A 13016-nucleotide genomic window follows, 5' to 3' on the forward strand; every position below is an offset into this window, starting at 1 on the left:
AAACGGCATGGCAGTCGGTCTCGGTGCGCTAGCGGCCCTCGACGCCGAACAGGACGCGCCAGGGGCCGACATCACGACCGCTGACCGTGAGCGCCGTCAACGTCACCTGGCGATCTCGCCTCGACGGTCGTCGGAGGAGCCCGTCAGACGTACGGCGATGACGGCGACGTCGTCGGTCGGGTGGCGGACGTCGAGGTCGTCGATGATGCGATCGAGCGCATGGTCGAGGCTGAGGCGATGGCCCTGGGCGGCGGCGCGCGAGAGGCGCTCCATCCCGATGTCGAGGAGCTCGTGGCGGCGCTCGATGAGCCCGTCGGTGTAGAGGATCAGCGTCGCTCCAGGGCTGAGCCGGATGCTGTTGTCGTCTCGCGACACCTCGGGTGCGGCACCGACCAGCGGGCCCGGCCGACCGAGCTGGAGCAGCTCGGAACGCCCGGTCGGGCTGATGGCGACGGGCGGGGGATGGCCTGCGCACGTCCACGTCAGTGTCCACGCGCCCGAGGTGTCCGGGTCGAGTCGGGCGTAGACGAGCGTCGCGAGGGCGTCGAGTCGCAGGCCGTTGATCGCCTGATCGAGTCGTTCGACGGCGCGTGAAGGTGGGCCGTCGTCGGCCCAGGCGTAGGCGCGGAGCATGCTGCGCAACTGGCCCATGTGGGCGGCGGCCTGGATGTCATGTCCGACCACGTCGCCGATGATGAGCACGACGCTTCCGCTGCGCAGGACGAAGGCGTCGTACCAGTCGCCGCCGACCTGCTCGCGTACGGCGGCCGGCAGGTAGCGAGCCGCGATGTCGAGGCCGTCGATGCGCGGTATCTCGGTGAGCATGGCGTCCTGCAGGACGAGCGCGGTCTCGACCCGCTCCGCGAGGAGCAGAGCGCGTTCCGCTGCTTGGGCGGTGTAGGTGGCCAGCGCCCCGATGGTGCTGCGGTCGTCCTCGCTGAGCGTGCGCGCGCCCGGCCAGGTCAGGACGAGTGCCCCCAGTGGGCGACGGGCCACGGTCAGCGGGAGGAACGCTCGTGCCTCGCCGTCGGCGGCTGTCGTGGGGAGGTGGGGGTAGATCACCGCCTGGGCGTGTCGGTCGGGGAAGAAGCGGGCGACCCGGGTCTGGTGGACGTCGCCCATCGGGGTCGTCGCGTCGGCGGGGACCTGCGCGATCTTCGCCGCCTCGACCCAGTCGTCGCGCTCGGTCGGCACGAACCTCAGCTGCTCGACCGGTTCGGAGACGAGCCGCCAGAGCCTGGTCTCGTCCTCGCGCAGCGTGCGCAGCCACAGTCCCGCATGCAGGCAACCGAGGTGCTCCAGGGCGACCGCCTGCACCGCACCGGCCACGTCGCTGAGGGTGCGGGTGGCGGCGAGTGCCTCGCTGAGGGCGAGGAGGACCCGGCCGCGGTCGAGGAGGCTCTGCCCTCGCTTCTGGTCGTCGTCAGCGCGCGACCGCAGCTCGCGCTGCGCGATCTCGGCCGAGCAGGCGCCGGCGAGGTCCTCGAGTGCTGCCCTCTCCTCGGGCGTCCAGTCCCGAGGCGTCACGTCGACGGCGCACAGCGACCCGACGGTCCTCCCTCGGTGATCGGTCAGGGGCCAGCCGGCGTAGGCGACCACGCCGGGGTCGGCCGGCGTTCGCGGCCCCCGAAGGCGTGGGTGGTCGCGGGTGTCCGTGATGAAGAGGGGCTGGCGGCCCGACACCACGTCGTTGCACAGCGCTTGCACGAGCGGCGACCCTGTGGCCTCGATCGAGACCATGGCATGCGGTACTCCGAGGACACGGCGCACCATCCGGGCCCACCGGTCGAACGAGGCGCCGGGGAGGCCTGGGTTCTGTTCATCCACCCGCGGATCACCAGTCGTGAGAGATGTTCGCCGCCATGTCGGCACTTCACACCATGGTTCACCCGGGGGCAAGGGTGAGACCGCGACCGGCTCGTCATGGTCCTCAGTCGGGCGAGGCGGGAGTCCTCGTCTCCCGCCAGATGTGCCAGTCGCCGTACGACTGCTGCTCGACGTAGTGCCCCTGGAGGTAGCGCTGGGCGTCTCGGGCGTCGAGTCCCCAGCTGTCCAGCCGGGAGCCGGAGACCACGATCCATCGCGGAGACCGAGGCCCCGACATGACGTTCTCGAGCTCGCCGAGCCGCGGGTCGCGGACCCGCACCGGCAGGCTCCACAGATGCTCGTAGGGACTGGCCAGCCCGCTGTCGGCCACGATGTTCGGGTGGCCGAACGCGACGACGACACCGTCGGACGGGCGCGCGTGGTCGCGCAGGTACGTCGCCACCTGCGCGTCGGCGGAGACACTGACCGGTCTGTCGTCGTGGTGGATCCACGCCGTCGCACTGGAGCCGGCGACGTACAGCAGCAGCGCGGAGAGCACGAACGCGCCTCGCCGCGCGGGGTGGGCCAGCGCGACCAGCGCGACCAGACCGGGGAGCAGGCCGGTCAGGTAGTGGAGCCAGTAGCTGCCGCCGGCCGCCGCGCCGAACAGCTCCCAGGCGGTCATCGCGAGCGCGGCCCACAGGAGCGGGGCGGACGAGCGGCGGGTTCGGTAGACGCCGAGGAGTGCCAGCACCGCCGCCACCACGAGTACGGCGGCCGCACCACTGCCGACGTACGCGCTCACCATCCGCGACCACCGCTCGGAGGTCTGCGCCGAGGCCGACGAGCTGATCACGCCCGACGCCTGCAGCCGGAAGACGACGGTGGCGTCCCACACGGCCGCGGGCGTGGTTCCGCGGGCGGCGGCTCCCGCCAGCACTGCGACCAGCGTCGCAACGCTGCCCGCCGCGAACGCACCTGCTTTCGCCCAGGGGCGACTGGTGGAGCGATGCGCCAGGGCGAGCACCACGGCGGCGAAGACGAAGACGTCCACGATGTTCTGCTTGACCAGCGCAGCGGCCATGGCGGCGGCACCCGAGACGACCGCCAGCAGCAGCGATCGGCGGTTCCACGGCAGTCGGAAGGCCGCGACGAAGCAGGTCAGGCCGAGCAGGACGAGCGGCAGCGCCAGGATCTCCCCGTCCGTCTCGGGCATGCCGAACATCGGGCTGGTGAGCAGGGCAGCGGTCAGGACAGGTCCGCCCCAGCGTGACCAGCGTGACCCCGGCGCGAGCAGACCCCCGAGTGCCCCCGATGCGACGACAGCGAGTGCGCCGGCCGTTGCGCCCATCAGCTTCAGTGCCGGTGCGGCGAGCCCGGCAGGGGTGAGGTGTCCACCACCCAGGTGTCCGGCGAGCGCGAAGAGCCACAGCAGCAGCGGCGGCCGGTCCACCCAGTAGTCGCCGTAGAGCGAGGTGCCCGGCGCCCAGTGGCGGGCCAGTAGCAGGTAGCCGCTCTCGTCGGAGCTCAGCGGAGCGTCGAGGAACGGCAGCCACCCGACGACCGGGACGGCTGCCAGGAGAAGGAGGACGACGACCTGGCCCCTGGTCCAGCCGCGCCCCGGCTCACCGGCTCCACGGACCGACCCACCGTGGGCTCGGGGAGGCGCTGAGGTGGGCGCCGCGGTCTGCGTAGCGAGGGAACTCGACACGCCAGGACGCTAGGCAGGTGCGGATGAAGCCCCGATGAAGCCGTGATGAGGCGGCGATGAAGACGGCGATGAAGGCGGCGATGAAGGCGGCGAGGCGTCGAGCTCGGTCCGGCGGCTCGACCTCAGGACCGGGTGGTGACCTGCTTGGCCGCGCTGTCGTGGAGCCACTGGTCCCAGGACAGGTTGTAGTCGGCGTACCCGTTGTCGCCGGAGGCGTTGCCGCGCCGGGAGCCGGTGACCGTGACGGGGTCCCCCTCCTTGGAGAGGTCGTAGTACCACTTCGCGTCCGCGTAGGAGAGGTGGACGCAGCCGTGCGAGCCGAAGCTGTGCCCGGGGTGAGGGTCGCCGGTCGAGTAGTGCAAGAACGTGCCCGACCAGGTGATCCGCACGTCCCACGGGAGGGTGATGTCGTAGAAGTTCGGGTCGTTCTTCTTGCAGGCGATGCCGACGCTGCACGAGGTCATCCGGACGGTGCGGGACTTGTTGACGACGGCCATCGTGCCGTCCCACGAGGGCCAGTCGGGGCTCCCGGCGTCGCTCGGCATCGTGCGGAGGACCTTGCCGTCGCGGGTCACCACCGTCTTGTGCTGCTGGACGAAGACATGGGTGCGTACGTCGTCACCGATGGTGAACCTTCGGGTGTAGGAGTGGGTCCCGTAGCGACCGTTGCCGTCGCCGACGTGGTCGAACCTGGCGACCATGGAGACGGTGGTCCCGGGCGTCCAGTAGGTCTTCGGCCGGAAGTCGACGCGGCGGGGGCTGAACCAGTGCCAGGCCCCGGTGACGGCAGGCGATGTCGTGAGGTCGATGTGCTCCTCGAGCTGCTGGCGGGCGGAGGGGGCGACCGGGTCGGTGAAGATCATGGAGATCGGCATCGCCACGCCGACCGTCGCGCCGCTGACCGGGGCGATGCTCTGGAGCTGCATCGGCGGGCCGGTCGGAAAGTGCTTCGTCGGCCGAGCCGTGGCGCTGTGCGACGGCCCCGACGACCCGGGGGAGGCCGACCCGGGCGAGGACGTGCCGACGGGGCCCGCGTCCGGGGTCGAACCGGCTCCGGAGCAGCCGGCAGCGGTCGTCAGGACCGCCGCCACGACCGCCGCGGTCGCGACCCGCAGGATGTCCTTCATCAGGGACCATTCAATCCGCTCGACACAAATCTCGGCCCCGGCCGGTCATCGCCGGTCATCGCCGGTCATCGCCGGTCACTATCCCGGCCACTATCGTGGGCGGCACCTTCGGTCCGAGGAGTCAGGATGAGCGACAACACCGGCATCGACGTCACCGCCGCACCTTCCGGTACCGGCTGCGCGGAGTGCGAACAGGCCGACGGGTGGTGGTTGCACCTCAGGCGCTGCGCCCAGTGCGGGCACGTCGGGTGCTGCGACTCCTCGCCCGGGCAGCATGCCAGCGGGCACGCGGCCGCGACCGGTCATCCCTACGTCCAGAGCTTCGAGCCGGGCGAGACCTGGTTCTGGGACTACGGCAACGAGGACTACGCCGAGGGACCCGTGCTCGCGGACCCGCAGCACCACCCGGCCGACCAGGCCGTCCCGGGCCCGGCCGAGCGGGTCCCGAGCAACTGGCGCGAGCTGCTGCACTGACGCCGTCGGGCCCGCAGCGTCCCGCGGGAGGAGCGCGCGGTCGACGGTGGACACCGCCGGGATCGCGAAGCGTCCGAAACCGCGAGGGACTGCATGATTTTGCACTAGCGTTCCGATCATGGACGCGCCATCGAGGCGGCCGGGCTCGACGGCGCGACTGCTGCTCACGCACGGCGCCCTCATCCTGGTCCCCGTGATCCTCCTGGGAGTCGCGCTCTCCCTCGGCATCCGAGGCACCGCGGAGAGCCGCGGCCTCGCCGAAGCGCGCTCGGAGGCGCTGCTCGTCGCGCAGACCGCCATCGTGCCGCAGCTGGACGGCCGACCGCTGAGCGAGGGGCTCTCCACACGTGAGCGCCGCGTCATGGAGCGGCTGGTCGGGCGAGCGGTCGCCGACGGGCATCTTCTGCGGGTCAGGCTCCGGGACGAGCACGGCGCGGTGGTCTTCTCGGACGCCGACACCAACGGCGCCGCAGCTGCTCCGGCCCCGGTGGAGGACGAGGAGGACGAGGTCGCCGACGCGACGGCCGGCCACGTCGTCGCCAAGCTCACCCACGTCAACGCAGACTCTGACGACGTGGGTCCGGTCGGGCCCGCTGCGGTCGAGGTCTACCTTCCCCTCACCGCAGGCGAACCGGCACGGTCGGTGGGCGTGCTCGAGACCTACCTGCCCTACGCGCCGATCGAGGCCGACGTCACGGCGAGCGTCCGCGCGCTCTACCGCGATCTGGGTCTCGGACTGGCCGGGCTCTTCGTGGTCCTGCTCGTCATCACGATCTCCGTGAGCCGAGGGCTCCGCCGCGAGCTGGCCACGAACGCGTGGCTGGCCCGTCACGACGCGCTCACCGACCTGCCCAACCGTGCCCGGTTCGTCGAGAAGGTCCGCGAGGCGGCGGCCTGGGCCGGCCGGACCGGCAGGCCGGCCGTCGTGGCGCTCATGGACCTCGACCACTTCAAGGACCTCAACGACACGCTCGGCCATCCCAGCGGCGACGAGCTGCTCATCAAGCTGGCCCGCCGGCTGGAGGCGAACGTCGACCATCCCGGCACGGTCGCGCGCCTGGGTGGTGACGAGTTCGGCATCGTGCTGCGCGACGTACGGGATGGGCGTGCGGAGCTCGCCGACCTCGCTGCGCTCGTGGCCGTCGAGGTGGACGTGAGCGGGCTTCCGCTGTCCGTCGCCCCGAGCATCGGCTACGTGACCGTCCCGGATGCGCTGACCTCGGCCGAGCAGCTCATGCAGCACGCCGAGGTGGCCATGTACGCCGCCAAGGCCGACCACACCGTCGTCGTGGAGTACCGCCCGGAGCTCGAGCACTTCGTCGCGGCCGACGTCGAGCTGATCGCCGAGATGCCCAAGGGGCTCGAGAGCGGGCAGTTCAGGCTGCACTACCAGCCACAGCTCGACGCGGCGTCCGGCACCGTGGTCGGAGCGGAGGCGTTGGTCCGCTGGCAGCATCCCGTCCACGGACTGCTTCCGCCCGGCCGCTTCCTACCGATGGCCGAGCAGACCGACCTGATCGAGCGGCTCACCGATTGGGTGCTCGCCACGGCCCTGGCCGACGCGTCCCGATTGGCCCTGCAGGGCACGCCGATCCCGATCTCCGTCAACGTCTCTGCGCGGAGCGTCGTCCGGGAGGACTTCGCCGAGCAGGTGATCGGTGCCCTCGAGGAGGCCGACGTGTCGGCGGCGCAGCTCGTCGTCGAGGTGACTGAGACCGCGCTGCTCACCAACCCAGGGCGTGCCCGAGCCATCCTCTCGACGCTCGACCAGGCCGGGGTGCACGTGAGCATCGACGACTTCGGGCAGGGGCAGACGTCGCTGGGCTACCTCTCCGACCTCCCGATCCGCGAGCTCAAGATCGACCGAGGGTTCATCACCGGCATGACGGGCGACCAGGCCCGCACGGCCATCGTGCAGTCGGTCATCGACCTCGGCCACAACCTGGGCATGCGCGTCGTCGCGGAGGGGATCGAGACCGGCGCCGACCTCGACGCCGTACGCGGGCTGGGCTGCGACCTCGCCCAGGGCTACCACCTCGGCAGGCCGATGGAGCTCGTCGCCCTGACCGAACGGCTCGGGGCGCCGCAACCCGCCGTCGACTGACCCCCGCCGACCCGGTCAGCTCCAGGCCTCGACCGCCTGGTGCAGGGTCACGGCGATCGCGGCGGCGGCCAGGTAGCGATGACCTGCCGCCGCGCCCGCGCGGCCGGCGTCCTCGGCGAGTCGCGCCACCGCGCCGGCAGCCCGCGTGGACGCGGCGGCGGGCGCGTCCGGCCCGTCGGGGTCCTCCGGCTCGCCATCCACCGTGCGCAGCATCTCCGCGACCGCGCGGAACGCGGCGGTGGCGCGCTCGCGCAGCTGCGCGGCGACGAGGTCGTCCGCGTGCATGGAGGTGCGTACGTCGACGACCAGGGCGATGACCTCGTCGATGCACCCGGTCAGCCGCTGCAGGGCCCGGGCCTGCTCCTCCCGGCGGTCGGCGACCTCGGCCCAACGGCGGGCGCGCCAGTTCGCCCGGCGCGACTCGGTCGCGGCCCGGAGGAGGTCCTCGGCCCGACGCACGTCCGGCTCCAGGGCGAGCCGCAGCCGGGCCCAGTCGTCCCGAGAGAGCACGTCCTCGGAGGCCAGCCCGTCGGCCAGGAGGTCCAGCTGGTCGGCGAGCTGCCCGCGAAGCCGCTCCTGCGCCATCGCCGCCGGTGTCAACGGCAGCTGCGGCAACGCCAGATTGACGACGACTCCGATGGCCGCACCGAGCGCGGTCAGGCCTCCGTAGGCGACGGCGTAGCCCATCGGGTGGGCACCGCCGACGATCAGGACGAAGAGCGTCGCGAACGGCACCCAGCTCCCCATCGTCCCGAAGAACCGAGCCCCGGCGACGATCACGCCCAGACCGATCCCGGCTGCGACCGCGGCCGCCCCGGGGAGCGGCAGCGCGTCGACGCCGAACGCCAGCGCGGCGCCGGTGACGATGGCGGCGACCGCCTGCGCGGCGCTGCGCGCCGACTCCACGACGCTGGTCGACATCGCGACCACGGCGCCGAGCGGCGCGTAGTAGGGGTAGTCGTCCACGAACCCGCCCAGCGGCTGCACGACGAGCCAGGCGGCACCTGCTGCCACCGCCGCCTTCGCGGCGAGCACCGGTCTCGGGTGGCGCCAGGTCGCGGCGCGCAGAGTCTTCAAGGGCACGCCCGGGCCGGTTCCCGTCGAGCCCGACCCGGCATGCACGCTCTTCACTCTCCGCTCGCCTGGGCACCCGGCGTCGTGGTGGACGCGCTGAGCCTGCGCGTCGCGGGCGATCCGCTACCAGCAACCGGCCCGACCAGCCCTTCGAGCGACACCTTCGTCCTGGCGTAGCCGGCCCTTCACGCGGGGTTCCCTGCGCGGACGGCTGCCCTGCCTAGCGTCGCGCTCACCATGAGGTCGACGCTGACGAAGCTCGTGACGGTGGCAGTCCTGGTCGTCGTACCCTCGACCCTTCCGGCCGAGCCCGCGGGCGCCCCGCCGGCCGCCGGGCGGGTCGCCACGGTGGCCGACGACGTCGGTACGTCGGCCACGTCGCTCGCCCGCCCACCGGTTCCGCCGCGAGCGCCGGCCCCGACGACGCGGCTGCTCTACAACGACCCGCTCCACCGTCCGAACGAGATCTCGGCCGCGATCGCGGCCAACATCGACGGTGTGCCGGCGGGGGAGCGGATCGACGTCAGCACCTACTGGATCAGCTCGGCCCGCATCGCCACGGCGCTGACCCGCGCGGTGCGCCGCGGTGTGCACGTGCACGTCCTTCTCGCCGGCAACGACAAGGCGCGTGGGTTCGCCACGAGCCGCCGGCTGATGCGGATGCTGCACCGGGCTCGCGCGTCGGGGTCGTGGGGCATCTGGTCGGACGGCGCGGCCCGCGGGAGCGCCGGGATCATGCACCAGAAGAGCTATGTGTTCAGCCGCGTCGGCGACCGGCAGTGGGTCGTGATGAACGGCTCCTACAACTCGGCCGCGAGCAGCGACCTCAACACCTACGCCCTCATGTGGCAGGTCACCGGTGACAAGACGCTCTACGACGCCTTCCGAGGGATCGGCCGGGCCCAGGCCGCCCAGCGCAGTCTCCGGCGACCCCTGCGGACCGCCGGTGGGGACGGCTGGTCGGCGTACTTCCTGCCGACGGCCGACCGCCCGGGCGCCGATCCGGTGATGGCTCGACTGCGCGGGATCCCCGCGCGGCCGGACACGCTGATCAGGATCGAGATGTACTCGATGTGGGGCCCGCGCGCGGAGTGGATCGCGCATCGGCTCGCCGCCATGGCGCGCTCCGGTGCCCGGATCACGCTCGTCGCCGGGCCGACGGTCGACGTGCGGGTGCAGGCCATCCTCCGCTCGGCGGGCGTGAAGGTCCTGCCGGGCTGCTTCGCAGACCACACCTACATCCACGCCAAGGACATGGCCGCCTCCTGGCTCGACGGCGGGACGCGGCGCTTCCGCACGTGGGTCGGATCGGACAACTGGACCTCCCGCGGGACCGCCGACGACGAGGCGGTGCTCGGGGTCGACGGCGCCGAGGGCTTCCACACGTTCGCCCGGGCGTTCGCGCTCGTGGCAGGGCGCACCGACGGCGTCAGCGGCGCAGCCTGCTCCCCGCGGTCGGACTGAGCGTGGGATCGTTCCTCCATGGCCGCCACGATCACCGAGGGCGACCGGCCGGGGTCCTACGTCCTGTGGCTGGACGGTCGGGCGCAGTCCCAGCTCGACCCCGACGACCCGACCTGGCTGGGCTTCGACTACATGCGGCGGATCGCCGACGTGCTCGATGCGGCGGCCCCTCCCGGGGAGCCCCTGCGCGTCCTCCACGTCGGGGGCGCGGCGATGACGCTGCCGCGATACGTGGCGCACACGCGGCCGCGCTCCGGCCAGGTCGTGCTCGAGCCCGACGCCGCCCTGGTCGAGGACGTACGCCGGCTGCTGCCCCTGCCACCGCGCAGCGGGATCAAGGTCCGCCCGGTCGACGGCGTGGCGGGCCTCCCGGCCGTGCGGGACGACGCCATGGACGTCGTCGTGCTCGACGCGTTCGCCGGCGGTGCGGTGCCTCCCGAGCTCCTCGGCACCGCCTTCCTCGGGCAGGTCACCCGGGTCCTCGCCGACGGCGGACTGCTCGTCGCCAACATCGCCGACCGCGCCCCGTTCCCCCTGGTCCGCCGCGCGGTGGCGGGCGTGCGGGAGCACTTCGCCGAGGTCCTCGTCGGTGCGGAGCCGCCGACCCTCAAGGGGCGGCGCGAGGGCAACCTGGTCCTGGTGGCGGGTGCGCACGTGCCGGCAGACGCGCTGCACCGCCGGGCGGCGTCCGGGGCGGCGCCGTACCGGCTCTTCACGGGCACCGCAGTGCGTGACTCGTTCGGTGGGGCACAGCCGCTCCCGTAGAGTGGTGCCACCACCGCCCAGCGAAGGACACACACCTCACCCCATGGAAGGTCGAAGTAGGCAGGGGACACGTCCCCGATGACCGCCTACCTCCTGCTCCTGCTCGCCGTCGCCCTCGTGCTGCTCTGTGGCGTCTTCGTGGCGGCCGAGTTCGCGCTCGTCACCGTCGACCGCAGCACCGTCGACCGGGAAGCCGCCGCCGGCGACAGCCGCGCCGGCGGCGTCCAGAAGTCGCTGCGCCGGCTGTCCAGCCACCTGTCGGGCGCCCAGATCGGCATCACGATCACGAACCTCGGGATCGGCTGGCTCGCGCAGCCGGCGGTCGCCGACGTGATCCGCGACCCGCTCGCCTCGATCGGCGTCCCCGAAGGCGCCGTCGCTCCGACGGCGGTCACCCTCGGGCTGGTCGTCTCGACGATCGTGACGATGGTCTTCGGCGAGCTCGTCCCCAAGAACATCGCCCTCGCGCTGCCCATGGCGACCGCCAAGGCCACCCAGGGCTTCCTGCGCGGCTTCACGACCGTCAACCGCGTGCCGATCCGGCTCCTCAACGGCACCGCCAACGCGCTCGTACGCCGGTTCGGCATCGAGCCGCAGGAGGAGCTGCGCTCGGCCCGCAGCTCCACCGAGCTCGCCTCGCTCATCCAGCGCAGCGCCGACGAGGGCACCCTCGACGCCGATGCTGCGGAGCTGATCGAGCGCAGCGTGGAGTTCGGGACCCGGACCGCCGGCGAGATCATGACCCCCCGGATGCGGACGTCCAGCCTGGACGAGAACGACCGGGCGGAGGCGGTCATCGAGCTGACCCGCCGAACCGGTCACTCCCGCTTCCCCGTCCTCGACGAGCACGACGTCGTGGTCGGGACCATCCACGTGAAGAACGCCGTCGGCGTGCCCGCGCACGAGCGGGCGACGACGCGGGTCAAGCACCTCATGGCCAAGCCCGTGGTGGTGCCGGACTCGCTGCGGCTCGACCCGCTCATGGCGCTGCTGCGCAGCGAGGGCTTCCAGATGGCGATCGTCCTCGACGAGTACGGCGGCCAGGCCGGCATCGTCACCCTCGAGGACGTCATCGAGGAGATCGTCGGGGACATCGCCGACGAGCACGACTCGATCCGCGCGCAGGCGCGGCTGCGGCGTGACGGGTCCTGGTCGCTGAGCGGTCTGCTCCGACCCGACGAGGTCGAGGACCTCACCGGCATCGAGCTCCCGGAGAGCGAGGACTACGACACGGTCGGCGGCCTCGTCATGTCAGTGCTCGGACGCGTGCCGCAGCGCGGCGACACCGCCGAGATCGCCGTACCCGATCGTTCCGACCCGGAGGAGGTGGGGGAGCGGCTGGCTCTCCTCACCGTCGAGCACATGGACGGCCTGCGCGTCGACCGCGTGGCCCTCCGGGTGCTCGCCACGGAGCGTGACGCATGAGCGCCCCCGTCGGACTGCTGCTGACCGCGCTGCTGCTGGCCGGCAACGCGTTCTTCGTCGCCACCGAGTTCGCACTGATCTCGGCCCGGCGCAGCCAGATCGAGCCGCTCGCCCATCGGGGCTCACGGTTGGCGCGTACGACGTTGCGCGCGATGGAGCACGTCAGCTCGATGGTCGCCGGCATCCAGCTGGGCGTCACGCTCTGCTCGGTCCTGCTGGGTGCCGTCGCCGAGCCGTCGATCGCCCATCTTCTGGAGCCGGTGCTCCATGCGGTGAACGCGCCCGAGGGGCTGCTCCACCCGGTGTCGTTCATCGTCGCCCTCGCGCTCGTCGCCTTCCTGCACGTGGTGCTCGGCGAGATGGTGCCCAAGAACATCACCCTCGCCGGTCCCGAACGAGCCGTGCTGGTCCTCGCCCCGGCCATGTTCGCGCTCGTCTCGGTGGTCCGGCCGCTCATCGCGGCGCTCGACGCCGTGGCCCGCGGGACGCTGCGCCTGCTGCGCGTCGAGCCCAAGGCGGAGGTCGAGTCGACCTACACGCTCGAGCAGGTCGCGGTGCTCGTCGAGGAGTCGCGAGGGGAGGGGCTGCTGGAGGCCGGCGAGTACGACCGGCTCGCCGGAGCGCTCGGCTTCACCGAGAAGACCGTCGCGGCCGTCGTGATGCCGGTGGCGCAGCTCACCACGGTGACCCGCGGCGCGTCCGGCGCCGACGTCGAGGCGCTGTGCGCCGCCACCGGGTTCTCGCGGTTCCCCGTCGTCGACGGCCCCGGCGGGCCACTGGTCGGCTACCTCCACATCAAGGACGTCCTCGAGCCCGATGGCGAGCGTCGCGAGCGGCCGATCGAGGACAAGTGGATCCGCCCGTTCGCGGCAGTGCACCCCGACGACCCGCTGCACGACGCGCTCGAGCGGTTGCAGCGCAAGGGCGCGCACATGGCGCGAGTCGTCGACGCGGCGGGTACGACGATCGGCGTCGCGACCCTCGAAGACGTGATCGAGGAGCTGGTCGGCGAGATCCGCGACGCCGCGCACGGCGACGCGTGATCGCGCAATACGGCGATGCGCGC

The 13016-nt window shown here is 72.4% G+C and carries 10 protein-coding genes; 6 read left to right on the top strand and 4 right to left on the bottom strand.

Translation table 11 applies throughout. From position 1 onward, the window contains the following. Window positions 1–102 precede the first annotated feature (102 nt). From QDS12_RS15690 to QDS12_RS15700, 3 genes are all read right to left on the bottom strand, one after another. Window positions 103–1872 carry a GAF domain-containing SpoIIE family protein phosphatase gene (locus QDS12_RS15690; RefSeq protein WP_347882188.1) on the bottom strand — a complete coding sequence of 590 codons (1770 nt, stop codon included), beginning with the start codon at window positions 1870–1872 and terminating at the stop codon, window positions 103–105. Window positions 1873–1930: 58 nt separating this feature from the next. Further along, the gene (locus tag QDS12_RS15695) at window positions 1931–3517 is read right to left on the bottom strand and encodes a hypothetical protein (protein WP_279880576.1); all 1587 of its coding nucleotides are present in this window, start codon (window positions 3515–3517) and stop codon (window positions 1931–1933) included. A 122-nt stretch (window positions 3518–3639) separates the two neighbouring features. After that, on the bottom strand, window positions 3640–4644 hold the full coding sequence (locus QDS12_RS15700) for a L,D-transpeptidase (RefSeq protein WP_279880577.1): 1005 nt from the start codon (window positions 4642–4644) through the stop codon (window positions 3640–3642). 126 nt (window positions 4645–4770) lie between these two features. Here QDS12_RS15700 and QDS12_RS15705 point away from each other — a divergent pair, with 126 nt between their 5' ends. Further along, the gene (locus tag QDS12_RS15705; protein ID WP_279880578.1) at window positions 4771–5118 is read left to right on the top strand and encodes a UBP-type zinc finger domain-containing protein; all 348 of its coding nucleotides are present in this window, start codon (window positions 4771–4773) and stop codon (window positions 5116–5118) included. 118 nt (window positions 5119–5236) lie between these two features. Beyond that, complete coding sequence (locus tag QDS12_RS15710; RefSeq protein ID WP_279880579.1) at window positions 5237–7222, top strand: bifunctional diguanylate cyclase/phosphodiesterase; 1986 nt, start codon at window positions 5237–5239, stop codon at window positions 7220–7222. 15 nt (window positions 7223–7237) lie between these two features. On the opposite strand, the gene QDS12_RS15715 is transcribed toward QDS12_RS15710, so the two are convergent. Further along, window positions 7238–8305: a hypothetical protein gene (locus QDS12_RS15715; RefSeq protein WP_279880582.1), complete on the bottom strand. Its 1068-nt coding sequence runs from the start codon at window positions 8303–8305 to the stop codon at window positions 7238–7240. 228 nt (window positions 8306–8533) lie between these two features. Between QDS12_RS15715 and QDS12_RS15720 the strand changes: the two genes are divergently transcribed. The 4 genes from QDS12_RS15720 (at window position 8534) to QDS12_RS15735 (ending at window position 12993) form a co-directional block, all read left to right on the top strand. Then, a complete protein-coding gene (locus tag QDS12_RS15720) occupies window positions 8534–9760 on the top strand; it encodes a phospholipase D-like domain-containing protein (protein ID WP_279880584.1) in 1227 nt (408 codons plus the stop codon). Window positions 9761–9778: 18 nt separating this feature from the next. Further along, window positions 9779–10525, top strand: coding sequence for a fused MFS/spermidine synthase (locus QDS12_RS15725; RefSeq protein ID WP_279880587.1), 747 nt, complete (start codon window positions 9779–9781; stop codon window positions 10523–10525). Window positions 10526–10603: 78 nt separating this feature from the next. Further along, window positions 10604–11950: a hemolysin family protein gene (locus QDS12_RS15730; RefSeq protein WP_279880588.1), complete on the top strand. Its 1347-nt coding sequence runs from the start codon at window positions 10604–10606 to the stop codon at window positions 11948–11950. Continuing rightward, on the top strand, window positions 11947–12993 hold the full coding sequence (locus QDS12_RS15735) for a hemolysin family protein (RefSeq protein WP_279880590.1): 1047 nt from the start codon (window positions 11947–11949) through the stop codon (window positions 12991–12993). The genes QDS12_RS15730 and QDS12_RS15735 overlap by 4 nt, the downstream gene beginning before the upstream one ends. The last annotated feature ends 23 nt before the right edge of the window (window positions 12994–13016 follow it).

The organism is Nocardioides sp. CER19 (assembly GCF_029846275.1).
GTDB lineage: Bacteria > Actinomycetota > Actinomycetes > Propionibacteriales > Nocardioidaceae > Nocardioides.